General features: G+C 57.2%; 19 protein-coding genes, 2 tRNA genes and 2 rRNA genes. 5 read left to right on the top strand and 18 right to left on the bottom strand.

From position 1 onward, the window contains the following. Window positions 1–698: 698 nt before the first annotated feature. Window positions 699–3593 carry a ribonucleoside-diphosphate reductase subunit alpha gene (locus QOL84_RS26540; RefSeq protein ID WP_129395097.1) on the top strand — a complete coding sequence of 965 codons (2895 nt, stop codon included), beginning with the start codon at window positions 699–701 and terminating at the stop codon, window positions 3591–3593. A 176-nt stretch (window positions 3594–3769) separates the two neighbouring features. Here the strand turns inward: QOL84_RS26540 and QOL84_RS26545 are convergent, their stop codons facing one another. The 10 genes from QOL84_RS26545 to QOL84_RS26590 form a co-directional block, all read right to left on the bottom strand. Beyond that, window positions 3770–3967, bottom strand: coding sequence for a hypothetical protein (locus QOL84_RS26545; protein ID WP_096818055.1), 198 nt, complete (start codon window positions 3965–3967; stop codon window positions 3770–3772). A 381-nt stretch (window positions 3968–4348) separates the two neighbouring features. Continuing rightward, window positions 4349–5734 carry an efflux transporter outer membrane subunit gene (locus tag QOL84_RS26550; protein ID WP_283439155.1) on the bottom strand — a complete coding sequence of 462 codons (1386 nt, stop codon included), beginning with the start codon at window positions 5732–5734 and terminating at the stop codon, window positions 4349–4351. Then, the gene (locus tag QOL84_RS26555) at window positions 5731–7749 is read right to left on the bottom strand and encodes a MacB family efflux pump subunit (RefSeq protein WP_283439156.1); all 2019 of its coding nucleotides are present in this window, start codon (window positions 7747–7749) and stop codon (window positions 5731–5733) included. The genes QOL84_RS26550 and QOL84_RS26555 overlap by 4 nt, the downstream gene beginning before the upstream one ends. Next, window positions 7746–8906: an efflux RND transporter periplasmic adaptor subunit gene (locus QOL84_RS26560; protein ID WP_283439157.1), complete on the bottom strand. Its 1161-nt coding sequence runs from the start codon at window positions 8904–8906 to the stop codon at window positions 7746–7748. Before QOL84_RS26560 ends, QOL84_RS26555 begins: the two co-directional genes overlap by 4 nt. Before the next feature lie 190 nt (window positions 8907–9096). Further along, entirely contained in the window at window positions 9097–10413 is a 1317-nt protein-coding gene (gene flgE, locus QOL84_RS26565) for a flagellar hook protein FlgE (RefSeq protein WP_283439158.1), read from the bottom strand. 30 nt (window positions 10414–10443) lie between these two features. Continuing rightward, a complete protein-coding gene (gene flgD, locus QOL84_RS26570; RefSeq protein ID WP_283439159.1) occupies window positions 10444–11172 on the bottom strand; it encodes a flagellar hook assembly protein FlgD in 729 nt (242 codons plus the stop codon). Window positions 11173–11187: 15 nt separating this feature from the next. Next, window positions 11188–11631 carry a flagellar basal body rod protein FlgC gene (gene flgC / locus QOL84_RS26575; RefSeq protein ID WP_003227217.1) on the bottom strand — a complete coding sequence of 148 codons (444 nt, stop codon included), beginning with the start codon at window positions 11629–11631 and terminating at the stop codon, window positions 11188–11190. Window positions 11632–11634: 3 nt separating this feature from the next. After that, window positions 11635–12042: a flagellar basal body rod protein FlgB gene (gene flgB, locus QOL84_RS26580; protein WP_129395100.1), complete on the bottom strand. Its 408-nt coding sequence runs from the start codon at window positions 12040–12042 to the stop codon at window positions 11635–11637. Window positions 12043–12399: 357 nt separating this feature from the next. Beyond that, the gene (gene cheR / locus QOL84_RS26585; RefSeq protein ID WP_129395101.1) at window positions 12400–13227 is read right to left on the bottom strand and encodes a protein-glutamate O-methyltransferase CheR; all 828 of its coding nucleotides are present in this window, start codon (window positions 13225–13227) and stop codon (window positions 12400–12402) included. 46 nt (window positions 13228–13273) lie between these two features. Further along, window positions 13274–14206 carry a chemotaxis protein CheV gene (locus QOL84_RS26590; RefSeq protein ID WP_129395102.1) on the bottom strand — a complete coding sequence of 311 codons (933 nt, stop codon included), beginning with the start codon at window positions 14204–14206 and terminating at the stop codon, window positions 13274–13276. 82 nt (window positions 14207–14288) lie between these two features. Between QOL84_RS26590 and flgA the strand changes: the two genes are divergently transcribed. From flgA to QOL84_RS26610, 4 genes are all read left to right on the top strand, one after another. Further along, window positions 14289–15050: a flagellar basal body P-ring formation chaperone FlgA gene (flgA, locus tag QOL84_RS26595; RefSeq protein ID WP_129395103.1), complete on the top strand. Its 762-nt coding sequence runs from the start codon at window positions 14289–14291 to the stop codon at window positions 15048–15050. A 149-nt stretch (window positions 15051–15199) separates the two neighbouring features. Further along, window positions 15200–15526 carry a flagellar biosynthesis anti-sigma factor FlgM gene (flgM, locus tag QOL84_RS26600; RefSeq protein WP_007960324.1) on the top strand — a complete coding sequence of 109 codons (327 nt, stop codon included), beginning with the start codon at window positions 15200–15202 and terminating at the stop codon, window positions 15524–15526. 48 nt (window positions 15527–15574) lie between these two features. Further along, window positions 15575–16042, top strand: a complete 468-nt coding sequence (locus tag QOL84_RS26605; RefSeq protein ID WP_127929418.1) for a flagella synthesis protein FlgN — start codon at window positions 15575–15577, stop codon at window positions 16040–16042. 88 nt (window positions 16043–16130) lie between these two features. After that, window positions 16131–16877 carry a flagellar brake protein gene (locus QOL84_RS26610; RefSeq protein WP_129395104.1) on the top strand — a complete coding sequence of 249 codons (747 nt, stop codon included), beginning with the start codon at window positions 16131–16133 and terminating at the stop codon, window positions 16875–16877. A 159-nt stretch (window positions 16878–17036) separates the two neighbouring features. Here the strand turns inward: QOL84_RS26610 and QOL84_RS26615 are convergent, their stop codons facing one another. The 8 genes from QOL84_RS26615 to QOL84_RS26650 form a co-directional block, all read right to left on the bottom strand. Further along, window positions 17037–18425, bottom strand: a complete 1389-nt coding sequence (locus tag QOL84_RS26615) for an MFS transporter (protein ID WP_283439160.1) — start codon at window positions 18423–18425, stop codon at window positions 17037–17039. A gap of 69 nt (window positions 18426–18494) precedes the next feature. Beyond that, complete coding sequence (locus QOL84_RS26620) at window positions 18495–19736, bottom strand: glutamine synthetase family protein (protein WP_283439483.1); 1242 nt, start codon at window positions 19734–19736, stop codon at window positions 18495–18497. A gap of 310 nt (window positions 19737–20046) precedes the next feature. Next, a complete protein-coding gene (locus tag QOL84_RS26625; RefSeq protein WP_283439161.1) occupies window positions 20047–20739 on the bottom strand; it encodes a sensor histidine kinase in 693 nt (230 codons plus the stop codon). Next, the gene (locus QOL84_RS26630) at window positions 20736–22340 is read right to left on the bottom strand and encodes a tetratricopeptide repeat-containing response regulator (RefSeq protein ID WP_283439162.1); all 1605 of its coding nucleotides are present in this window, start codon (window positions 22338–22340) and stop codon (window positions 20736–20738) included. The genes QOL84_RS26625 and QOL84_RS26630 overlap by 4 nt, the downstream gene beginning before the upstream one ends. Window positions 22341–22655: 315 nt before the next feature. After that, window positions 22656–22771, bottom strand: a 5S ribosomal RNA gene (gene rrf / locus QOL84_RS26635). Between the two features lie 169 nt (window positions 22772–22940). Next, window positions 22941–25834: ribosomal RNA gene (locus QOL84_RS26640) — 23S ribosomal RNA — on the bottom strand. 247 nt (window positions 25835–26081) lie between these two features. Further along, window positions 26082–26157: transfer RNA gene (locus QOL84_RS26645), tRNA-Ala, on the bottom strand. Window positions 26158–26187: 30 nt separating this feature from the next. Further along, window positions 26188–26264: transfer RNA gene (locus QOL84_RS26650), tRNA-Ile, on the bottom strand. Window positions 26265–26389: the final 125 nt, after the last annotated feature.

Raw genomic sequence — 26389 nt, forward strand, 5'->3', positions numbered from 1 at the left:
GGATCCTCCCGTCTTTTTGTCATGTTTCGGGAGGATAAGAATGCGTTCACATGGCCCGATTGTATAAACGGCGTACAGCCAGAACACAAGTCGGTAAATGCGTTCGGACACGGCGGTTTTTTGTGGTAGGGTTCGCGCCCTTAAAAATCCGCTGAAGCGTTTTTCCCGGTGAGAAATCGGTGACAAACGGTCTAGCTCAGCAGGTTCGCGGCCTACACGAGAATTCGACCTTTCTTACACAATTTACGCACAGGTTTATCCACAGGTAGTACGTTGCAACACCCCTCAAAACGCATTATCTTGTAGCACGGCGCAAAAAAAACCCTACATATAGGGTTTTCGACTCAAACGCCCAACCACATTTCAGACCTGAAACTCAAGCGATTTATTGCCGGTTTCCGGTTGAACCAAGCAAGTTTTCTGAAGCCCAAACCGCACTTGCGGATGGCACCGTTTTTTAGCTCGGAAACGACCGAAACGGTACGGGTGTTGCAGTCATTACTGTCACCCGGGAAGGAACCAGGCTCGAGCCTTGGCTCGCAGCCAAAAACTTCGGCAGGGACGCGGCGTCATTAGCCTTTTTCCTACTGGTCCGAAGTTGTTATGCCCGACGCCCGTCGGTTGTAGTGCTTCTGGCCAGAACGGTGGGCACCATGATGGTGCCCAAACAAACATAGAGAATGTGGAGATCACCCCCCATGCAAACCGACACAACTCGCGAGAACCCGCAGGGAACCTTGCCGCAGGCCGCCGATTCGACTTCGGATCTGGCAGCCACCGCGCCTGGTCAACTGCGCGTGATCAAGCGTAATGGCACTGTCGTTCCTTACACCGATGACAAGATCACCGTCGCTATCACCAAAGCGTTTCTCGCAGTTGAGGGCGGCACTGCTGCCGCTTCGTCGCGAATCCACGACACTGTTGCGCGCCTGACCGAACAAGTCACCGCGACCTTCAAGCGTCGCATGCCATCGGGCGGCACCATCCACATCGAAGAAATCCAGGACCAGGTTGAACTGGCCCTGATGCGTGCCGGCGAGCAGAAAGTGGCGCGCGACTACGTGATCTATCGTGACGGTCGTTCGAAAGAACGCGCTGCCCACGCCCCGGCGGAAGAAGCGGTCAACGCTCACCCGTCGATCCGCATCACCCGCGCTGATGGCAGCCTGGCGCCGCTGGACATGGGCCGCCTGAACACCATCGTCACCGAAGCGTGCGAAGGCCTGGCCGAAGTCGACGGCGACCTGATCCAACGCGAAACCCTGAAAAACCTCTACGACGGCGTAGCGCTGACCGACGTCAACACCGCTCTGGTGATGACCGCCCGTACGCTGGTCGAGCGCGAGCCGAACTACTCGTTCGTGACCGCCCGCCTGCTGATGGACACCCTGCGTGCCGAAGGCCTGGGCTTCCTCGGTGTGGCCGAAAGCGCCACTCACCACGAAATGGTCGACCTGTACGCCAAGGCGCTGCCGGCCTACATCGCCAAAGGTATCGAGTTCGAACTGCTGAACCCTGTGCTGGCCTCCTTCGACCTGGAAAAACTGGGCAAGGCGATCAACCACGAGCGCGATCAGCAATTCACCTACCTGGGCCTGCAGACCCTGTACGACCGTTACTTCATCCACAAGGATGGCGTGCGTTTCGAACTGCCGCAGATCTTCTTCATGCGCGTGGCCATGGGCCTGGCGATCGAAGAGAAGAACAAAGAAGACCGTGCGATCGAGTTCTACAACCTGCTGTCGTCCTTCGACTACATGTCGTCGACGCCAACACTGTTCAACGCCGGTACTCTGCGTCCACAGCTGTCGAGCTGCTACCTGACCACCGTGCCGGATGACCTGTCGGGCATCTACCACGCGATCCACGACAACGCCATGTTGTCGAAATTCGCTGGTGGCCTGGGCAACGACTGGACGCCGGTGCGTGCACTGGGTTCGTACATCAAGGGCACCAACGGCAAGTCGCAAGGCGTGGTTCCGTTCCTGAAAGTGGTGAACGACACCGCGGTAGCCGTTAACCAGGGTGGCAAGCGCAAAGGCGCTGTCTGTGCTTACCTGGAAACCTGGCACATGGACATCGAAGAGTTCATCGAGCTGCGCAAGAACACCGGTGATGATCGTCGTCGTACCCACGACATGAACACCGCCAACTGGATCCCTGACCTGTTCATGAAGCGTGTCTTCGATGACGGCAAGTGGACCCTGTTCTCGCCATCCGAAGTTCCGGACCTGCACGACCTGACCGGTAAAGCCTTCGAAGAGCGCTACGAGTACTACGAAGCCCTGACCGAATACCCGGGCAAGGTCAAACTGTTCAAGACCATCCAGGCCAAAGACCTGTGGCGCAAAATGCTCTCCATGCTGTTTGAAACCGGCCACCCTTGGCTGACTTTCAAAGACCCGTGCAACCTGCGCAGCCCGCAGCAGCACGTCGGCGTGGTTCACAGCTCGAACCTGTGCACCGAAATCACCTTGAACACCAACAAGGACGAGATCGCCGTTTGCAACCTGGGCTCGATCAACTTGCCGAACCACATCGTCAACGGCAAGCTGGACACCGCCAAGCTGGAACGCACCGTGAACACCGCAGTACGCATGCTCGATAACGTTATCGACATCAACTACTACTCGGTGCCACAAGCGAAGAACTCCAACTTCAAGCACCGTCCGGTCGGTCTGGGCATCATGGGCTTCCAGGACGCGCTGTACCTGCAGCACATCCCTTACGGTTCCGACGCTGCCGTCGAGTTCGCCGACAAGTCGATGGAAGCGGTCAGCTACTACGCGATCCAGGCTTCCTGCGACCTGGCTGATGAGCGCGGTGCCTACGAGACGTTCCAGGGCTCGCTGTGGTCCAAAGGCATCCTGCCGCTGGATTCGCAACAGATCCTGATCGAGCAGCGTGGCCAGAAGTACATCGATGTCGACCTGAACGAATCCCTCGACTGGGCACCGGTTCGCGCCCGTGTACAGAAAGGCATTCGTAACTCGAACATCATGGCCATCGCACCGACCGCGACCATCGCCAACATCACTGGCGTATCGCAGTCGATCGAACCGACTTATCAGAACCTGTATGTGAAATCGAACCTGTCGGGCGAATTCACCGTGATCAACCCGTACCTGGTTCGCGACCTCAAGGCTCGCGGCCTGTGGGACTCGGTCATGATCAACGACCTGAAGTACTACGACGGTTCGGTTCAGCAGATCGAGCGCATCCCGCAAGAACTCAAAGAGCTCTACGCGACCGCGTTCGAAGTGGACACCAAGTGGATCGTTGACGCGGCCAGCCGTCGTCAGAAGTGGATCGACCAGGCCCAATCGCTGAACCTGTACATCGCTGGTGCATCGGGCAAGAAGCTCGACGTGACCTACCGCATGGCCTGGTACCGTGGTCTGAAAACCACTTACTACCTCCGTGCCCTGGCCGCGACCAGCACCGAGAAGTCGACCATCAACACCGGCAAGCTGAATGCTGTTTCCAGCGGCGGCAACCACGGCGACGATTCGGTTCTGGCAGCACCTGCCGGTCCGGCGCCAGTGCCAAAGGCTTGCGCGATTGACGAGCCGGATTGCGAAGCTTGCCAATAAGCTGAGCGGAGTCAGGCGTTGCGAGACGCCTGATTGCTCCAGACAAAAGAAAACCCCCGACAGACTTCTGGTTTGTCGGGGGTTTTCTTTTGTCTGCCAAACACCAACGCTCTAACGAACAGGTTTCAGCAGATACAAAAAAGGCCCCTTCACAGAAGGAGCCTCCCTATCGGTACTTACCGACGGCAGCCGCCGTTGTTGAAAGGACCGGCAACACGAACCCAGCCACTGGCTTGCGGAACGTTGCTGCACATAGTACGGCCGGTCGAAGCCGACTCATAAAGCCACCAGGAAGCCGGAGCAGCTTGAACAACGACTGCGCCCAACAGCAAACTTGCGGCCAAAGTCAGACCAAAACCAATACGCAGCGACATAACGATCTCCATTTCAAATAAACGTCTCAAACGGCCGTCAGCGCAATAACTTCATAGTTCATCATCTTGCCGACACAACCAGAGACAGCAGTAAGAGTGTTGCAACCGAACACTCAACCCTTCATCAAGACCCTGACGAAAGAGCGCGCACCTTACATTGCGAAACAACTAAAAACAATAACGAAAACTCTCACAACCAAAATTATTTATTAATTAAATAAACTCAAAAAAACCAACAAACACGCAAAAACCTACAACCTTAATTGCATATAAACCATTGACCCAAATCAAAAAAATACGCTAACTAAAACCAGACACGCGACACAATCTTCCTTAATAAAAATAACGTTCCAACAAGTTAACGTTTGTCTGCACAATAAATTAACGCGCGAAGCCTCCGCCCAGCGCCAGGTACAACCCCATTTGTGCCTTCAGTCGCTCGAAGCGATTCTGCGCCAGCGAAATTTGCGCGGCACGACGGCTCTCTTGTAGATCCAGCCACTCCTTGATACCCGTTTGCCCGCTGCGATAACGAATTTCGGCCAACCCTTCGGCTTTCATTGCGGCGACCAGAGCTTGCTCTCGCCGTACCCCCTGATCAGCAAACTGCACTTGCGCCGACAGCGCATTTTCAACTTCCGCCAGAGCGATATAAAGGCTCTGGCGAAAATCGATTATCGCCGCCTCATAGTCCACCGCCGATATACCCACTGTGTACTTGCGAACATTCCATTGCACAAACGGCAGACTGATACCTACACCCAATAGACCGACAGGGTTATTGAGCACTTGGCTCAACTCTCGACTACCGCCAGTCGTCAGACCGCCCGTCAGCGTGAACGAAGGATAGAAACTGGCACGCGTTGCGTCATAGTTCGACAGCGCCTGGCGTAATCGCCATTCAGCCGCCTGCAGATCCGGGCGTCGATCAACCAGATCAGCCGGCAAGCCTGCCGGCACACTCGCCAACGTCGCCGAAGGTAATTGCACAAGTTCTGCAAACCGATGCTCGGGCGCCTGATCGAAGATAATGGCCAGCGCGTTGCGCGCCACTTCAAGTTGCTGCAGATAGTCGCTCAATACAGCACGCTGCGTGGCCAGGACCTGCTCGGCTTGCGCCTCTTCAAGTCCGGTCGCCGCACCCGCCAGACGTTGGGACTGCACCAGTTGCAACGTCTGTTCGGCGTACCGGATACTTTCCCGTGCAGACCGGGCCAGTTCGTTGAACAGGCCGATCTGCCAATACAGGCGCGCTGTCGTACCCACCAGGCTCAGCGCACTGGCACGCCGGTCAAAGTCGGTCGCCAATAGCGCCCATTGCGCGGCATCACGCGTACTCGCCAGCCGCCCCCACAAGTCGACTTCGTAACGCACCGACGAACTCGTGGAGAATCGACGCTGACTTGAGTTGTCTCGATGTAGATTCCTGCTCCAGTCCGCCCCCGCCCCCACGTCCAGATCGGGCGTGATATTGGTGCCGGTGAGTCTTGCCTGAAGCGCTGCCCGACGCACTCTGAGCGCAGCAACTGCAAGATCGTTATTGCGCGCTAGGGCGTCGTCGACCAAGGCGTTCAGACGTGGATCACCAAACGTTTCCCACCATCGCTCTCGCACACTCAATGAGCGCTCACGGGATGCGTCACCAAACCAGAAGGCCGGCGTCTTGACTTCCGGTTGACGGTATTCGCTGTGCAGCAGAGCGCTGCAGCCACCCAACAACAAAGGCAACGGCAATGCCCAGATCCAATTGCGCTTCATGTACTTCATTCTCGGGACAACGCCTGAATGGGATCAAGCCGGGCGGCATTGCGCGCCGGGATATAACCGAACAACACGCCGACCAGCAGCGAACACAAACACGCTGAAATCATGGCCAAAGCCGTGAACTCCATAACGATTGTCTGCACGAAGTAGCCGAACACCTGGCTGATCAACAACGAAAGCAGGATGCCCAACAGCCCCCCCAGCAGACAGACCAGCACAGCCTCGATCAAAAACTGCTGCAGGATGTCCGCGCGCCGCGCGCCGACGGCCATGCGGATGCCAATCTCACGGGTGCGCTCGGTAACCGATACCAGCATGATATTCATCACCCCGATACCACCGACCAAGAGTGAAATGAACGCCACGGCAGAGATCAGCAGCGTCAGGGTGTCCGTGGTTTTCTGTACGATTTTCAGGATGCTGTCGCTGGAACTGAGGAAAAAATCGGCGCGCCCATGACGTGCCACCAACAATGTTTGCAGCGCTTGCTCTGCAGCAGGACTGGCAACCTGCTCCTTGAGCCGAACCTTGATCGAATTGAAATGGCTCTGCCCCAACAAGCGCCCCATCACCGTTGTATAAGGCAAATAGACTTGCAGGCTCGGCCCTGAAAAACCGTCATCGCGACTTTCCATGACCCCCACCACCGTACAAGGCAGGCCGCCAACCAGGATGACTTTGCCCAGCGGTTGCTCCCAGTCCTTGAACAGCCGTTGTCGTGTGTTGTGGTCAATGACCAGTGTCTGAGCGCGGCGCACCACATCGCTTGCATTGAACATCGCGCCCTGGGTCACGCGAATGCCCATCACCTGAAAGTAATCCTGGCTGACACCATTGACCGTGGCACTGACATGCAGATTGCGGTAACGAATCGTCCGGCTGCCATTCACCATCGCAGAAACGCTGTCTACCCAGAACTGCGCCTGGATGATCCGCAAGTCCACGGGTTGCAATGTCCGGATTGAAGCTGCCTGCTCATCCCCCCAATCCTTGCCCGGATAAACATCAATGGTATTGGTGCCCATCGCGCTGATATCACGCAGCACCCGGGTCTGTGCGCCCTGCCCCAGCGCTACCACCGAAACCACCGAGGCAATACCGATGACGATCCCCAGCATGGTCAGCAATGTGCGCATGCGATGGCTGCGCAGAGATATCCAGGCCATCTTGAAGGCCTCGCTGAAGCGGCGCCAATGCACCGCCGTCGCGTCACGTTCCTGAGTGTGCGGGATGTCGCCTGGCTCGGTGACCGGCGCCGCAAGCACCTTGCGGTCGGCATTCAAACGATCACCGACGATTTCGCCGTCATGTATCTCGATGATGCGGTCTGCGTACTGCGCCACCTGCGAGTCATGGGTCACGATAATGACCGTGTGACCGCTGCGATGCAGCTCACGCAGGATCGCCATCACCTCCTCGCCACTGCGAGAGTCCAGCGAGCCGGTGGGCTCGTCGGCCAGAACAACCGCACCGCCATTGATCAGGGCACGGGCAATGCTGACCCGTTGCTGCTGCCCACCGGAAAGTTGCGCTGGCCGATGCAGCATGCGCTGACCCAGACCGAGACGTTGCAGCAGCTCCCTGGCCTTTTGCTGATGCTCGGTAAACGGCTGATCGGCGTAAATGGCCGGCACCTGAACATTGGCTTCCGCACTCAGATGCGACAGCAAATGAAAGCGCTGAAAAATGAATCCGAAATGCTCACGACGCAGCGTCGCCAGCTCATCGCTACTCATTCCGGCCATGTCGGCACCGCTGATGCTGTAGCGGCCAGCAGAGGGACGATCCAGGCATCCGAGGATGTTCATCAGACTGGATTTTCCAGAGCCCGACGGCCCGACAATCGCCACCATTTCACCGGCGGCGATGGTCAGGTTCACGTCACGCAGCACATGAGTCCGTGCCTCACCCTCGGCGAACCAACGCTGCACGCCTTCAAGAGCCAACAACGGCGTGACCGGCAGCTCGTCTTTCACGGGGTCTGGCGTCCAGCCGTGAAGATTATCGGCGCTGCTCATCGAGGCTCAGGCTCTTCGCCGATAACGACTTCGTCATTTTCCTTGAGCCCGTCCAGCACCTGAACGTTAAGGTCATTTCGCAACCCGGTTGTCACCAGCACCGTCTGCGGCTGACCATCCACCAGTCGGCGCACTTCGTAGCGACCGTCAGCGGCACGCTTGCCCAGCGCAGCCACCGAGACCGTTGTGGCTTTGGCCACCGAGTCGAGCAGAACGCTGACCTGCGCCGTCATCGAGGTGCGCAACGAACGATCGTCATTGGGTACGTCAAACAGTGCGTTGTAATACACCGCCGCATCGGCGCCGCCGGCAGTCGAGCCACCGCCACCCTGCATTTGATCCTGCCGGGCAATGGACTCGGGGGCCGGCTCTACCGCCCGTATATGACTGGTAAAACGCCGGTCCGGATCACCCAGAATATTGAAGGACACGGCCTGGCCCGCCTTGACCCGAACCACGTCAGCTTCCGAAATTCGCGCTTCGACCGTCATCCGGTCCAGACGGGCAAGTATCAGCAATGTCGGGACACTCTGTGCGGAAACGACGGTCTGGCCCTGTCTGGTCACCACGGCAATGACCTCGCCGTCCATCGGCGCACTGATCCGCGTATATCCGAGGTTGACTTCGGCGATCCTGATTTCTATCTCCGCCTGGGAAATCTGCGCGGCCAGGGATGCCAGTTCGGCGCGCGAGCTTTGCAACTGCGCCTCGGCAATTTCCAGATCGGCCCGCGATCCGGCTTCACTGGCAACCAGGCTTTGCTTGCGACGAAAATCAAGTTCGTACTGGCGGATCATCGCCTGCCGGGCTTTGTATTGCGCGCGGACACTGAGCAACGCAGCACGGGATTTGAGCAATTCATTCTGTGGCAGCAACGGGTCGATTTCAGCCAACAGCTGACCCTGGCGCACCGTATCACCCAACCCGGCTTTCAGACTCTGGAGTTGCCCATTGACCTGCGCGCCGACGCTGACTTGCTGGAAGGGCTTGACCGTACCACTGGCCAATACGGTCTCTTCAAGATCTTCAACGTTGACGGTCGCTGTCAGGAATTTTTTTGGAGGGGTGCCCAAGCCCTGGCCCCATACAAACCAGACCAGCAAGGCAATAACGGGCAGCGTCCCGAACGCGATTCGGGAGCGAGAGAAAAAAGCCATGAAGTAATCGTTACATCCCTGTCAGTGGTTGGGCGAACCGCTCATTGGCGCCCGGGTACAGCGTGAGCAGGCCTGTGAATACGCCCGCGCAAATGCGAATGCCGCGGACGAGTAGCCCCGGCGCGCGCATTAAACAAGAAAGCCCCTCAAAGAGGGGCTTTCCGTTACAGCTTTTTACAAAGCATCGATATCAGGTCATCTGAATGATGGTCTGCATGATGGTGCTCTGAGTCGAGATGGTTTTCGCGTTCGCCTGATAGTTGCTCTGGCCCTTGATCAGGTCCACCAGCTCATTGGTCAGGTTAACGTTGGACTCTTCCAGCGAGTTGGACTGGATGGAACCCAGAGTGCCGGTTTCCGGAGAGTCATAACCCGGAATACCCGAAGCGAATGTTTCCTTCCAGCTGGTGCCGCCGATCGCTTGCAGGCCTTGTTCGTTGGTGAAGCTGGCCAGCGCAACCTGGCCGATGGCCTTGTTCTGGTTATTGCTGAAGTTGGCAAACAGGGTACCGGTGCCGTCGATGGTCAGGTTGGTGATCTGGCCAGTGGCATAGCCATCCTGAGTCGGGATCGAGCGCGCGGTGTCGGCGTTGTACTGAGTGGTACTGGCCATCGAAATGGTTATACCGGCCGGGTTAGCAGCTGCACCGTTAGCCTTGAAGGTACCGTTGACCACGTTACCTGGCACCCAGCCAGTGATTTTCAGGTCACTGCTGATCACCGGCCCCGGCAGAGTGCTGACCTGAGTCAGCTTGCCCGCGGAGTCAAAGCTCATGGTCGAAGCGACTGGCGCGGTGGTTTTCGGATCGCTACCGGTAGCGTCCGGGTTACGGCCGTCTACCAGGGTGTAGACCTTCCAAGTGTTGGCACCGGTCTTGACCACGTACTGATCCATCGGGTGCATGTTGCCCTGACTGTCATAGATAGGCGTGCTGAACGACTTGGTGTAGGTCGCGAGGTTGGTCGGGTCGAATTTGCCGGCCGCCACTGTGTCGTCGATCACCGGAGCGGTCGAGTTCAGGTTGATAGTCGACGTCACCAGCGAGGTGGACTTCGGCGCCAGGTTCGAGGTGTCGATCTTCAGGTCGGTCAGTACGCCGTTGATGATCTTGCCGTTGGCATCCACACCATAACCTTGCAGGCGCGAGGTGTAGTCGGTGTTGGTGATGAACCCCTTGTCGTCGACCTTGAACGTCCCGGCACGGGTATAGGAAATCGAGCCGTTGTTGCTCATGGTGAAGAAGCCCGAACCGTTGATGCCCATGTCCAGCACGTTACCGGTGTTGTTGATGTCACCCTGGGTGAACTGCTGGGAAACGTTGGCCAGGCGCACGCCGTTGCCGATCACTTTGCTGCCACTGCCCAGACGAGTCGCCGAGTAAACGTCTTCGAATTCTGCGCGCGAGGATTTGAAACCGGTGGTCGCGACGTTGGCGATGTTGTTGCCGGTCACGTCCAGTTGTTTGTTGGCTGCATAGAGACCGCTAAGGCCGATATTGAAAGACATATTCCACTCCTTTGTGCCGGTTAGTCGGCTCTATATACCAATGGTTTGTACTTTGGACAGGGCAACGGTGCCCTTGCCGGACAGGTTGAGCATCAGCTCGCCACCGGTCTGGCTGATCGTCACGCTGTTGACGGTCGCTGGCAGGTAGGTCGCCAGGTCTGTCGCGGCGCCGTTGATCGGTGCGTTGGCCTTGAAGGTGTAAGTACCGACAGGGACCAGATTGCCGGACGCATCTTTGCCGTCCCAGGTGAAGCTGGCATTGCCGGCAGCGCGGCTGCCCAGGTCAATGGTGCGCACGGTAGCGCCGCTGCTGTCGGTGATGGTCACCGTGCCGCCGGCAATCGACGTAGGCACTGTCGCCGAACCGGTCAGGCCTTTGCTTGGGTCATCGAGCTGGGCAGTGTTGGTTTGCACGATCACATTGCGGCCAACCAGCGACGAGGCCTGCAACGCCTGCGAGGAGTTGTAGTTACCGGCCAGCGAGCTGACGGTGCTGTTAAGCGTGGTGATGCCTTCCAGGCTGCTGAACTGCGCCAATTGGGCAACGAATGCGCTGTTGTCCTGCGGATCCAGCGGGTTCTGGTTTTTCAGCTGGGTCACCAGCAGTTGCAGGAACGCATCCTTGCCCAGTGCCTGACCGCCGGTAGCACTGTTGGTCGCCGAAGCGATGCCGCCGGTGGTGCTGCTGCTGGCCGACTTCGATGAGTTGGCCAGGATGTCGTTCATGCTCAGGGAGCTGGTGGTATCGGAAACACTCATGGCAGTCGCCCCTTATTACTGACCGAGGGTCAGTACCTTCTGCATCATGGTTTTCGCGGTGTTCATCATTTCAGCGTTGGTCTGGAAAGACCGGCTCGCGGAAATCATGTCAGCCATTTCTTCCACCACGTTGACGTTCGGGTAGTAGACGTAACCTTTGGCGTCGGCTGCCGGATGGTTCGGCTCGTAACGCGCTTCGAGGTTGCTCTGGTCTTCGACCACGCCCAACACCTGTACGCCTTGACCGGCGGCGTCCTGGCTCTGGAACAGCGAGTTGCTGCCGCTGTTCTGACCGCCCTGGAACATGGTGGCGAACACCGGATGGCGGGCGCGGTAGGTCTGGTCGATGCTCGACGAAACGGTTTCGGCGTTGGCGATGTTCGAAGCCACGGTGTTCAGACGCGTGGTTTGTGCGCTCATGCCGCTGCCGGCAATGTTGAAAACGCTGGACAGGGACATGGATTACTCTCCGCGCAGGGCTGACACCAGCCCTTTGAATTTGCTGTTGAGCAGCGTGAAGCTGGCCTGGAAGCCGACGGCGTTTTCCGCGTAGTTCGACTGTTCCAGTTGGGCGTCCACGGTGTTCTGGTCGATCGACGGTTGCATCGGCGTGCGATACAGCAACGACTCGTCGCCATTGCCCACGCCTTCAGCTTCGATGTGACGGCTGTTGGTCATGTTCAGGGCGATGGTGCCGTTGGCGTTCTTCTGGGTCTGTGCTTCAAGCACTTTGGAGAAGTCCAGATCCCGAGCCTTGTAGTTCGGGGTATCGGCGTTGGCGATGTTGTTGGCCAGGACTTCGGCACGCTGGGCGCGGAAGCCCAGGGCTTTTTCGTGAATTCCGAGCGCTTTATCGAAGCTGATGCTCATGTCGGGACCTTCAGGTGACCGGTTTTTCGTAACTGAGCTTTAGCAAGCCGCGTGCCAATGCGAAAAAACCCCGTAAACCGGGGCTTTGCGAGGAGCCGGCAAAGCGGCAATGCCAGAAAAGCGGCAACCGGTTTCCGCCAAATGCCGCTTTTCTGCCGCCCCGACGACGGCCCGTCCCCTGTAGGAGCTGCCGCAGGCTCGGGCCGCGATCGGACGATCTTTTGATCCTGTTTTTGCTGCAGCGCAAGCAAGATCAAAAGATCGCAGCCTTCGGCAGCTCCTACAGAGGGGGATGTGAGAGGCATAAAAAAACGGCAGGCCTTTGCGGGCCTGCCGTTTTTTGTGTTGCCGATGCAATCATTTCGCCTGATAAATGATCCCCGGGCTGCACTGCACCATCTGGTAATGGTCCGGCAAACCGTTCAGCGCTTCGGAAGCGCCAAGGAACAGATAACCGCCCGGCTTCAACGTGCTGTGAATGCGCAACAGGATGTCTTTCTTCACTTCGGCAGAGAAGTAGATCAACACGTTACGGCAAAACACGATGTCGAACTTGCCCAGCGCTGCATAGCTGTCGAGCAGGTTGAACGAGCGGAACTCCACACGGTTCTTGATCGGCGCCTTGATCACCCAGCGACCCGGCCCTTTCGGGTCGAAGTAACGCTGCAGACGTTCCGGCGACAAACCGCGACCGATCGCCAGGCTGTCGTACTCGCCGGTCTTGCAGTTGTTGAGCATGAGGCCGGACAGATCAGTGGCAACGATCTGTACGCCCATTTTCAACTGACCGAGGTTGGTCCGCTCGAACTCGTCGATCGACATCGACAGCGAGTACGGTTCCTGGCCCGACGAGCACGCCGCCGACCAGATCCGCAGACGCTGGTTGGGGCTGGCCTTGATCGCTTCAGGCAGGACCTTGTTCTTCAAGACTTCAAACGGATAGGTGTCCCGAAACCACAAGGTTTCGTTGGTCGTCATGGCATCGACCACTTGCTCGCGCAAACCGCTGCGCGGCTGGGTCTGGATGCGCTGGACCAGCTCACCCAGGGATTTGATGCCTTGCTGCTCCATCAGTTTGTTGAGACGGCTCGAGACCAGGTACTGCTTGTTTTCACCGAGCAAAATGCCACAGGCTTTTTCCAGGAAGACCCGGAACTGTTCGAAATCCAAATTACCCGTAGACAATGATGCCGCCTCTTAAATCGTGTTGACCGCCAAGGGCAAAACGCCCTTAGCTGATATCTGCTGCTTTGATCCGGTCGACTACCCGGGATGCCAGGTCATCAGGACGGAATTTGGCCAGGAAGTCATCGGCACCGACTTTCTTGACCATCGCCTGATTGAATACCCCGGACAACGAAGTATGCAGGATGATATGAAGCTTTTGCATGCGTGGATCAGCGCGGATTTCGGCCGTCAGGGTGTACCCGTCCATCTCCGGCATCTCGATGTCGGAGATCATCATCAGGAACTCTTCTTCCGGCTTCTTGCCCTCATCGACCAGCTTGCGCAGGTAATCCAGCGCCTGCTTGCCGTCGTTCAGCGCCACCACTTCGACACCGATCGTCTGCAGGCAACGCGTGACCTGTTTGCGCGCCACCGACGAGTCATCGACCGTCAAGACCCGCAGCGACAACGCTTTGGTCTGGGTCTCGACATCGACCACGCCCACCGAAATCGCTTCCGGTGTCGGCGCAACTTCCGCCAGCACTTTCTCGACGTCGATGATTTCGACTAACTGATTGTCCACCCGAGTCACAGCGGTCAGGTAATGATCGCGACCCGTGCCCTTGGGTGGTGGATGAATCTCTTCCCAGTTCATGTTGACGATGCGCTCCACCGAGCGGACCAGGAAACCCTGGGTCTTGGTGTTGTACTCCGTGATGATCACGAACGGGTTTTTCTTGTCTTTCAACGCTCCGGAACCGGTCGCCATTGCCAGATCAAGGATCGGAATGGTTGCCCCCCGGATATTTGCCACCCCGCACACGACAGGACTGGACTTGGGCATCAACGTCAGCGACGGGCACTGCAACACTTCCCGCACCTTGAACACGTTGATTCCGTAGAGCTGCTGACCGTCGAGACGGAACAACAACAGCTCCAGGCGATTCTGCCCCACCAGTTGCGTGCGCTGGTTCACCGAATCCATTACACCAGCCATGCCCAGACTCCTACACCAACGCCAAGTGTTGTTGCGACGCACATTCATTGCTAAACGGCACGGCGCTTGCTTTTTAACTCGTATGAACGCTCAAACGACATTTTTCCGACACCTGACATCCCGCACTCGCAAAAGCCTGTGTGCGATGTCTGCCGTCTGCTTCTTCTTCGCTGGCAGCCCTGCCGTTGCTGATACGGTTACCTTGCCTGACATGCTTATCGGCGTCACTCAGGGCTTTCTTGAGTTCACCGTAGAAGACTATCTGGCTACCAGTCAAACCGAAGGCCGCTACGAAATCGAGGTCAAGCAGCTCGATCCACGTATGCGCATGCCTATGTGCGACAAGGAATTGACAGCCTCGCTGGAGAGTCCGGCACGCCCCTTGGGACGGGTAACCGTCAAGGTTCGCTGTGAGGGCGCATCGCCCTGGACGGTCTTCGTGCCCGCTCAAGTCCGCCTGTTTCGCGAGATTGTGACGACCACCCGCCCGCTCAAGCGCGCCGGCATAATCGAGCCGCAGGACGTGACCTTGCGTGAACGCGACGTCAGTGTGATCAATCAAGGCTTCCTGACCTCGGTAGACGAAGCGATCGGGCAGAAATTAACCCGACCAACGGTAGCCGATCAGGTGATTACCCTGGTTCATCTGGAGCAGGCGGAAGTCGTGCGCAAAGGCGATCAGGTGGTCATTACCGCCCGCAGCGGCACGCTCGCCGTGCGCATGCCCGGCGAAGCCCTGGCCAATGGCGGTTTGAAAGAACAGATCCGGGTGAAAAACCTCAACTCGCAACGGGTCATCAAGGCGCAAGTCATCGCGCCGGGCCAAGTGGAAGTGGCGATGTAGAAAACTGGCGCTGACCACGGCTGTTCCCTAAACTGTGCCGCAGCAGGACACGCGTCGGCGCATGCAAGGCCCATTGGTAAATGTGCCTAAAGTTTTCCAGGGGATGGCCGAAAACATGGCAAGCGTCCAAATTCCCAGAGGTTTTTAACATGGTCATCGATTTCAGCCGTTTGAACAGCTCCTCGTCACTTACGGGCAGTACACGTACCAGCAACGCCAAGGAAACCGCCGAAACCGGCACCTCCGCGCCGCTGAATACCCCGGCCGAACAGGCCAGTACCGCAAAAAGCGGGGAATCGGTACACCTCAGCAATGAGGCTCAACAGTTGCAGAAGGTCACTGACAAGCTGCGCGATCAGCCTGCTGTCGACAAAGCCCGTGTGGCCGAGTTGAAAGCGGCGATTGCCGATGGCAGCTACAAAGTCGACAGCAACCGTGTAGCCAGCAAACTGCTCAACTTCGAAGCCCAGCGCTAGGCTTTTGCCGGCGCGAGGCTTTTGGACGCTTAACACCCAAGGCCAGCCATGCACGACACTAATTTATTGCAACTGATCAACGACGACTTTGCTCCAGCTCAACAATTGCTGGAGTTGTTGCAAACCGAATCCCTCGCGTTGCACGGTCGCGACATGCCGTTGCTGGAAGAAATTCTGGCGCACAAACAGGCATTGATCATTCTGCTTGAACAGCATGGCCGCAAGCGCAGCGAAATCCTCGCCAGCCTCAACCTGCCGACCGATCGTTCAGGTCTTGAGCAACTGGCAGGCCAGTCGAGCATTGGCGATCAATTGCTCAGCCAGGGCGATGCCCTGACCGATCTGATCGCTCAATGCCAGGCTGCCAACGTCAAAAATGGCCAGTCCATTCAGATCCAGCAGGCCGCCACGGCCAATCAGCTGAAGATCCTCACCGGTGGTGAAGCGCCAGCGTTGTATAACGCCAGCGGTACTTTTGCCAAACCCGCCGTACCGCGTCCGCTCAGCCAGGCATGAGTCGTTGATGCGCCAGCTCTATCAACCCGCGAAACATGCTGGCAAAATGCTGGCTAGTCGTCATATTTTGTCTGGAGATTGATAAACCGTGTCCAACGCCCTCAGCGCGGATGATGCTCCGCAGCCCCCTAAGGTGCTCACCACGCCACTGGAAATCTCCAGCAACCTGCGTCAGCTGCAAGACAGTCATGATCCGCTGATCATCACGTTCCACGAACGCAGCCAGCGTTTTCAGAGCTACCTGATCAAAGTCGACCGCGACAGCGCAACGATCGCCCTCGACGAAATGATCCCGCGCGATGGCGAGCGTTTCCTGCTGGCCGGCGAGCCGTTCAAGGTTGAAGGTTTTCACGAAGGCGTGCGTATCGCCTGGGATTGCACCGGCACGCTGAACATCGAAGAGTCCGACGGCGACCGTTTCTATACCGGTGACTTGCCGACCGAGGTGGTTTACCACCAGCGCCGCAACGCCTTCCGCGCGGCGCTGAAACTCACCGATCTGGTCAGCGTTGAACTGGGTGGCGAAAAGCTCAAGGCGCCGATCAACGGCAAACTGCTGGATATCTCCGCAACCGGCTGCAAGCTACGGTTCGAAGGCGACATCACTGACCGCCTGCAACTGGGCCAGGTCTACGACCGCCTGATCGCCCCGCCGCTGTTCGGCAATCAGCCGACCGCCGTCGAACTGCGTTACCTGCACTTCGAAGAAAAACTCAACATCACCTTCGCCGGCCTGCGCTTCCACAACATCAGTGGCCCGGCCGCACGCAACGTTGAACGCTTCGTTTATCAGTTGCAGCGTGAAGCACGGCGCTTCGATAAAGACGATATGTGATTTGTTTGCGTAAACAAGAAGGGCAGTCCTTGGCGGGACTGCCCTTTTTTGTGCCTGCGGAAAAACTCTAGGCAAGAGATCCTTGTGGCGAGGGAGCTTGCTCTCGCTGGGGAGTGAAGCGCCCCTTGCCACAGTTGAAGCATCGTTTGAACTATGGCGTCAGGGCCGCGCACCGCTGATGTCCGGCGGCGGTTTATCGCTGCCGTCTTCCGGTTCAGACACTACCGCTGGATCAGGCTGAACTTCAGGCCCTGGATCAGGTTGCGGTTCTGACTCAGGCGCCACGGTATTCTGCATCTGCTCCTGCACCACGTGCTCGTCGACCCTCGGGTCAAGGGCTGCCACCAACGGCGAACTGGACATGCTGTCGGGCATCGCCACGTGATGCAGCGGTGCGTCATCGACCTGATGCAGATTGGTCACGGCTTTCGGACGGATCCGCCACACCAGCACCAGCGCGAAGAAGCTGAAGAACGCATACAGGCTCTGGCTGCCAAACAGCTTCATCAGCACACCGGCGAGCAGCGGCCCGATGCTCGCGCCGACACCGTAAGTCACCAATAGCATCGCCGTCAGCGACACTCGACGATCACCTTCGACGTGGTCATTGGAGAACGCCACCGCCAGCGGGTACAGACAGAACTGCACCAGCGAACACATGAACCCGACGACGAACAAAACCTCCAGCGGCACCTGCGGCAGGATTGCCAGCGGCAACGCTGCCACCGCAAGAAACCCGGCAAAGCAGCGGATCAGCAACGCCCGGTCGTAGCGGTCGGATAACCAGCCCAGCGGCCACTGCACCAGCAATCCGGCAAAAATGCAGCTACCCATGAACAGACCGACCTGCTCGGTCGACAGGCCCTGCTGAGACGCATACAGCGGTGCCAGACCGTAGAACGAGCCGATGATCAAACCGGCACCGAGCACCGTACTTAACGACTGCGGCACGCGCTTGATAAAAAAGCGCGGCTCCATCGGTGCAGGGTGCAGCGGCGCCGGGTGAATGCGTCGGGTCAAGGCTACCGGCACCAGACACAGCGCAAAGCACAGGGCCACCAGCATCAGCAGTTCCAGACCGAGGCCCGGGTGCATCACCAGAATCAACTGACCCAGCACCAGACCAAGATACGAAGCAATCATGTAGCCGCTGAACACCAGGCCGCGCTGATTGGCCTCGGCCTGCTCGTTAAGCCAGCTCTCGATCACCATGTATTGGCACATCATGCCCAGGCCGACGATGGTCCGCAGCACCAGCCACGCCGGCAGCCAATCGACCAAGCCATGGCCAAGCACCGCCGCGCCGACAATCCCGGCACACGCCGAGTACGCACGGATATGCCCGACGCGCGCGATCAGCCGGTGGCCGATCTTGCCGCCCAGCACCAGGCCGAAATAGTTGCAGGCCATCAACGCACCGACCCACAGCCCATCGACATGGTCAGCGGCCAGGCGCAATGCCAGATAAGTAGATAAAAGGCCCGAGCCGATCAACATCATCAGCGAGGCGAAATACAGCGCTCGAAAGGATTTCCAGATTTGGCGCATCGGCGTTCCGAGCGGCTCCTTGCAGTGAATATCGGGCTTTCAAAACGATAGCCCGATGGCGACAATTCGTCAGGCCTGGGCTGCTAGAACACGCCGTTCCCAGGGAGTGATTTCATCAAAGAAGCTGGTCAACTCCATGGTCTTCGAAGCGATGTAGCCTTCGATGAACTCCTGTCCGAACAGTTCCCTCGCCAACTGGCTACGTTTCAGACGTTCGAGGGCGGCATGCAAGGTACATGGCAGCGAAAGGTTGTCCGGCACTTCGAACTCGCCCTGAATGGCTGCCGTCGGCTCAAGCTCATGCTCGATACCATGCAAACCCGCGGCCAGACTGGCGGCGATCGCCAGGTACGGATTGGCGTCCGCGCCCGGCAAGCGGTTTTCGACCCGACGGGCGACCGGCGAACTGGCGGGAATACGCAAGCCAGCGGCGCGATTGTCATGGGACCAGCACGCATTGTTCGGTGAAGCGTAGGGATGGCACAGACGCTGATAGGAGTTCACGTTGGGCGCAAACAGTGCGGTGAACTCCGCCATGCCAGCCTGCTGACCACCGATGAAGTGACGGAACATCGCGGTCGGCTGGCCATTTTCGTCGCTGAAGACATTCTTGCCGCTGTCGCTGGCAACGATGCTCTGGTGAATGTGCATCGAACTTCCCGGCGTGTGCGCCAAAGGCTTGGCCATGCACACCACGGTCAGGCCGTGCTTGAGCGCGACTTCCTTGAGCAGGTGCTTGAACAGGAAGGTCTGGTCGGCCAGCAGCAACGGATCACCGTGGAGCAGGTTGATCTCGAACTGGCTGACACCCATTTCGTGCATGAAGGTATCGCGCGGCAGACCGAGGGCCGCCATGCATTTGTACACTTCGCTGAAGAAGGGGCGCAGGCCGTTGTTGGAGCTGACGCTGAAGGCAGATTGGCCATCCTCGCGTCGACCGTCGAGGCCGACTGGCGGACGGAATGGTTGGGTCGGATCGGTATTCGGCGCGAAGACAAAGAATTCCAGCTCGGTCGCCACCACCGGCACCAGGCCGCGCGCGGCGTAACGGGCAATGACCTTTTTCAGCTGGCCACGGGTCGACAGATTGGAGCTTTCGCCGGTCAGCTCATCGGCATCACAAATGGCCAATGCCCGCGGCTCATCACTCCATGGCAGCGGATGAATCATGGATGGTTCGGCAACCAGTGCCAGATCACCGTCATCGCTGCCGTAAAAGCGCGCCGCCGGATAACCGCCCATGATGCATTGCAGCAGCACACCCCGCGCCATCTGCAAACGCCGCCCTTCGAGGAAACCCTCGGCGGTCATCACTTTGCCTCGCGGCACGCCGTTCAAATCCGGCGTGACACATTCAATCTCATCAATGCCCGTCAGTCGCTGAGCGAGTGAACGCTGGCCATCGGTTGTCATGACGCAATCCTTGTTATTGTGCGAGCCGCGAACGGCGACCCGTACAAAATAGGCTTCGGCTGTTCGGAATATCAAGCAGCGTCAAAACAAAAAAACCAAACTATGCGAATTCCCTCCTGTAGGAGCTGCCGAAGGCTGCGATCTTTTGATCTTTAAAACAACATCAAAAGATCGCAGCCTTCGGCAGCTCCTACACGGGGGCATGCGTTCAGGGGAGGTAGAGGCTGAACACGCCGCCGCCCAATGGGCCGCCGTTGCGGATTTCGGTGCGACCTTCAACGCCATTGCGCTGATGCAGGGCCGCGATGCGGTTGGCGAAATACAGGCCCAGTCCGGTGCTGCCGCTGCTGTGGTTGATGCCTTGCACGTAATCTGCCTGGCGCTCGAGCATCTCGGGCGGATAGCCGGCGCCGTCATCATTGATGGTCAACACCAATTGCCCGGCTTCGTCGCTGACGGTAATCAGCAGCGATTCGCGGGCATAACGAATCGCATTGTTGATGCAGTTACCGAGCACCGAGGCAATCAGTTCACGGTCGAAGAAGCCAAGCGGGCTCAGCGGGTCGACTTCATAGGTCGCGATGATGCCGCGACTGGCGAACACCTCTTGATGCGCCGCCAGTTGTGCCTCGATGAAGTCGTCCAGTTCGTGATACGCAGGTTGCAGTGGCAGCTGATTGACGCCGAGTTTGTACAGCCCGAGCAACTGCACCAGCATGCCGTTGAGGTGGGCGAACTCGAAGTCGATGACGCCCTGTTCCGAAACTTCGCGCTGCGCCTGCGGTAACCGCGCCAGCCATTGGCTGTGGGCCTGCATGAGCATGGCCAGCGAGTTCTTCATGTCGTGAACGGTGGAGGCAATCACCGTGGAAAAATCCAGTGCCTGCTTGTCGTTGCTCATTCGCCAAACGCCTTGCTTTTCAGCTTCTGATAACGCGCATGACGCGCGTCGGTGTCGGGCATCAGGCCAACCAGTTTCAGGCAGGCCCGACATTCTTCCAGCTCCGCCGACGGCACAGTGGTGTCGGTGCCGTGCAACAGCGACTGGGCCATGTTCAGCGCGATACTGATGTTCTTCGGTTGCATCTTCAGCGCCTTGCGGAAGACCTCGCGGGCCTCCACCAGATTGCCGGTCTTGTATACGCGCACGCCTTGACGGTTGAGGTCAGCAGCAGCGTTGCTGGAACTGAGGATAGTCGGGTCGTCAGTGAGCTTGGCGATGTCTTTCATCACCGCCGGATCATCACCGTAGATCTCAGCGCAACTCTTGAGCATCGAAGTGCCCGCCTCGGCCTGACCGAGCATTTGCAGTTGCTTGGCCACCAGCAGCGCCGCTTCGGGGCTCATGAACTGCTCCATGCCATCGAGGCGCATCAGTGCCTGCTCGGTGAGCTTGTCGGCGGTTTCGGCATCGTTGAGCAGCAGGCTGGTGGCCTTCATCAGGCGCGCACGAATCTGCAGACCCGGGTCGCTCGGGTTTTCCTTGGCGACGGCGCTGAGGGTGGTGTTGATCTCAAGTCGTGTGCGCGTATCGAGGCCGCGCTCGCTGCCTTTGCTGATCAACGCATGGGCCAGCCCGAGGTTGCTTTCCGGATCCTTGAAGCGCGACTGCGCGCCCTGCGCCACAGCTTGGCGATAGGCGCGCGAGGCGGTGTCGAAATCTTCGTTGGCCATCGCCAGTTTGCCCAGCAACGCCTGACGCCGCACCGCCAACGGCGAGAGACGGATCGCCTCTTCGAGCACCCGTTGCGCGCCTTTGCTGTCGCCCTCGGAAACCAGCACGTCGGCCATACCGTCGTACAACGACGGCATCATCGGGAACACCTTCAAGGCTTTTTCGTAGACGCCTTTGGCCTGCGCCACCTGGCCGCGCTTGAAGAGCAATTTGCCCAACCCGGCAAATGCCCACGGCAATGGCCGGTCGGCGATGATGCCGTCGTAGAGACGTTCCAGCGCTTCGTTCTGGTTCATGTCGCGCAGCGCATCAGCGCGGTAACGCAGGCACAAAGGCGAATAACGAATGTCCTGCTTGCACAGGGCGATGCAGGCGTTGAGCACCTCGACCGGTTTGCCGCGGTCGAGGGCTTGCAGAATCGGTTTGAGCAGCGTCTTGCGCTGTTCCAGACGCTCCAGGCGCTGGGCCAGACCCGAGCGGTTGAACGGCTTCGTCAGGTACGCGTCCGGCTCGTGTTCCAGGGCACTGAGCACCATCGCCTGGCTGGTTTCGGCCGTGACCATGACGAACACCGCTTCGTGGCTGATGAGCTTTTCCAGCATCAGGTCTTCAAGCACCTGCTGGCCATTCTTCTTGCCGTCGCCGAGATGGAAATCCTGCAGGATGAAATTGTAGGATTTTTGCGCGCACATCTTCAGCGCCTGCTCGCCACTGTCGGCGGTGTCGACGTCCTTGACCCCAAGCTCCCGCAGCATCGAACGAACGGAACTGCGGAAATCCGAGAAATCATCGACGATCAGAAAACTCTTTTGGTGATACGACAGCATCGAAGATTTCCAGGCAATTGAAGTGAGGGCAATTTCAGGCGCGCAGATGATAGCTGGCGGCTAAATGCTATCAAGCGATTTCGCGCGACTTTGAAGTCACCGAGTGGGTTATCGGCCACAAGTGGCGTTCTCTGAAGGCGCAGGTTCAAGATTCCTTACAGAACATGTTGTCGGTGTCTGCACCGTAATTAACGCCGGCTATGGGCATGAAAAAGCCCCACCAGGTGATCCTGAGCGGGGCTTTATGTCTAGATGTTTTTCTTGCAGGCAAAACAAAACCCCAACTGCTTTCGCAATTGGGGTTTCGGAATTTAATCTTGACGATGACCTACTCTCACATGGGGAAACCCCACACTACCATCGGCGATGCATCGTTTCACTGCTGAGTTCGGGATGGGATCAGGTGGTTCCAACGCTCTATGGTCGTCAAGAAATTCGGGTACTGAGTCGTGGCCAGACGGCCTCGCTTCAGCAAATTGGGTATGTGACAGCTTTCGGTGTTTTGTGAACATCGAACTTTCGGTTCGTTTCGTCTTCACACACCGCAATCTGGTCTCTCTCGCTTTTCAGCTCGGAGCATGCAAATTGCTTGGGTGTTATATGGTCAAGCCTCACGGGCAATTAGTATTGGTTAGCTCAACGCCTCACAGCGCTTACACACCCAACCTATCAACGTCGTAGTCTTCGACGGCCCTTCAGGGAACTCAAGGTTCCAGTGAGATCTCATCTTGAGGCAAGTTTCCCGCTTAGATGCTTTCAGCGGTTATCTTTCCCGAACATAGCTACCCGGCAATGCCACTGGCGTGACAACCGGAACACCAGAGGTTCGTCCACTCCGGTCCTCTCGTACTAGGAGCAGCCCCTCTCAAATCTCAAACGTCCACGGCAGATAGGGACCGAACTGTCTCACGACGTTCTAAACCCAGCTCGCGTACCACTTTAAATGGCGAACAGCCATACCCTTGGGACCGGCTTCAGCCCCAGGATGTGATGAGCCGACATCGAGGTGCCAAACACCGCCGTCGATATGAACTCTTGGGCGGTATCAGCCTGTTATCCCCGGAGTACCTTTTATCCGTTGAGCGATGGCCCTTCCATACAGAACCACCGGATCACTAAGACCTACTTTCGTACCTGCTCGACGTGTCTGTCTCGCAGTCAAGCGCGCTTTTGCCTTTATACTCTACGACCGATTTCCGACCGGTCTGAGCGCACCTTCGTACTCCTCCGTTACTCTTTAGGAGGAGACCGCCCCAGTCAAACTACCCACCATACACTGTCCTCGATCCGGATAACGGACCTGAGTTAGAACCTCAAAGTTGCCAGGGTGGTATTTCAAGGTTGGCTCCACGCGAACTGGCGTCCACGCTTCAAAGCCTCCCACCTATCCTACACAAGCAAATTCAAAGTCCAGTGCAAAGCTATAGTAAAGGTTCACGGGGTCTTTCCGTCTAGCCGCGGATACACTGCATCTTCACAGCGATTTCAATTTCACTGAGTCTCGGGTGGAGACAGCGCCGCCATCGTTACGCCATTCGTGCAGGTCGGAACTTACCCGACAAGGAATTTCGCTACCTTAGGACCGTTATAGTTACGGCCGCCGTTTACCGGGGCTTCGATCAAGAGCTTCGCGTTAGCTAACCCCATCAATTAACCTTCCGGCACCGGGCAGGCGTCACACCCTATACGTCCACTTTCGTGTTTGCAGAGTGCTGTGTTTTTAATAAACAGTCGCAGCGGCCTGGTATCTTCGACCGGCATGAGCTTACGGAGCAAGTCCTTCACCCTCACCGGCGCACCTTCTCCCGAAGTTACGGTGCCATTTTGCCTAGTTCCTTCACCCGAGTTCTCTCAAGCGCCTTGGTATTCTCTACCCAACCACCTGTGTCGGTTTGGGGTACGGTTCCTGGTTACCTGAAGCTTAGAAGCTTTTCTTGGAAGCATGGCATCAACCACTTCGTGTTCTAAAAGAACACTCGTCATCAGCTCTCGGCCTTAAGATCCCGGATTTACCTAAGATCTCAGCCTACCACCTTAAACTTGGACAACCAACGCCAAGCTGGCCTAGCCTTCTCCGTCCCTCCATCGCAATAACCAGAAGTACAGGAATATTAACCTGTTTTCCATCGACTACGCTTTTCAGCCTCGCCTTAGGGACCGACTAACCCTGCGTCGATTAACGTTGCGCAGGAAACCTTGGTCTTTCGGCGTGGGTGTTTTTCACACCCATTGTCGTTACTCATGTCAGCATTCGCACTTCTGATACCTCCAGCAAGCTTCTCAACTCACCTTCACAGGCTTACAGAACGCTCCTCTACCGCATCACCCGAAGGTGATACCCGTAGCTTCGGTGTATGGTTTGAGCCCCGTTACATCTTCCGCGCAGGCCGACTCGACTAGTGAGCTATTACGCTTTCTTTAAAGGGTGGCTGCTTCTAAGCCAACCTCCTAGCTGTCTAAGCCTTCCCACATCGTTTCCCACTTAACCATAACTTTGGGACCTTAGCTGACGGTCTGGGTTGTTTCCCTTTTCACGACGGACGTTAGCACCCGCCGTGTGTCTCCCATGCTCGGCACTTGTAGGTATTCGGAGTTTGCATCGGTTTGGTAAGTCGGGATGACCCCCTAGCCGAAACAGTGCTCTACCCCCTACAGTGATACATGAGGCGCTACCTAAATAGCTTTCGAGGAGAACCAGCTATCTCCGAGCTTGATTAGCCTTTCACTCCGATCCACAGGTCATCCGCTAACTTTTCAACGGTAGTCGGTTCGGTCCTCCAGTTAGTGTTACCCAACCTTCAACCTGCCCATGGATAGATCGCCCGGTTTCGGGTCTATTCCCAGCGACTAGACGCCCTATTAAGACTCGCTTTCGCTACGCCTCCCCTATTCGGTTAAGCTCGCCACTGAAAATAAGTCGCTGACCCATTATACAAAAGGTACGCAGTCACCCAACAAAGTGGGCTCCCACTGCTTGTACGCATACGGTTTCAGGATCTATTTCACTCCCCTCTCCGGGGTTCTTTTCGCCTTTCCCTCACGGTACTAGTTCACTATCGGTCAGTCAGTAGTATTTAGCCTTGGAGGATGGTCCCCCCATATTCAGACAAAGTTTCTCGTGCTCCGTCCTACTCGATTTCATGACTAAGAGATTTTCGCGTACAGGGCTATCACCCACTATGGCCGCACTTTCCAGAGCGTTCCGCTAATCTCAAAGCCACTTAAGGGCTAGTCCCCGTTCGCTCGCCACTACTAAGGGAATCTCGGTTGATTTCTTTTCCTCAGGGTACTTAGATGTTTCAGTTCCCCTGGTTCGCCTCTTGCACCTATGTATTCAGTACAAGATAACCATCTTATGATGGCTGGGTTCCCCCATTCAGACATCTCCGGATCAAAGTCTGTTTGCCGACTCCCCGAAGCTTTTCGCAGGCTACCACGTCTTTCATCGCCTCTGACTGCCAAGGCATCCACCGTATGCGCTTCTTCACTTGACCATATAACCCCAAGCAATCTGGTTATACTGTGAAGACGACATTCGCCGAAAATTCGAATTTCTCAACTAAGAGAACTCACAAATTTTACCTTAGCCTGATCCGTTACCAGTGAAAGTAACGTTCAGTCTATCTTTCTATCACATACCCAAATTTTTAAAGAACGAACTAGTCAAAGACTAGAAATCAACATTCATCATCACAACGATGGAATGCTCATTTCTAAGCTTTCAAACTTCAGAAGCAGTAGTGGTGGAGCCAAACGGGATCGAACCGTTGACCTCCTGCGTGCAAGGCAGGCGCTCTCCCAGCTGAGCTATGGCCCCGTATTTCTACAGGCGTTTCCCACACAAAATTGGTGGGTCTGGGCAGATTCGAACTGCCGACCTCACCCTTATCAGGGGTGCGCTCTAACCAACTGAGCTACAGACCCAATTTCGAGCTACTAAGGCCGACCTCACCCTGCTCTTTACCTCAAAGCATGGGGTGCGTTCTAACCAACTCAGCTACAAACCGATACAGGCTGCTTCTTTCGTCTTCTTCAATGAATCAAGCAAT

Origin of the sequence: Pseudomonas helmanticensis, from assembly GCF_900182985.1 — a bacterium.
GTDB classification, from domain to species: domain Bacteria; phylum Pseudomonadota; class Gammaproteobacteria; order Pseudomonadales; family Pseudomonadaceae; genus Aquipseudomonas; species Aquipseudomonas helmanticensis.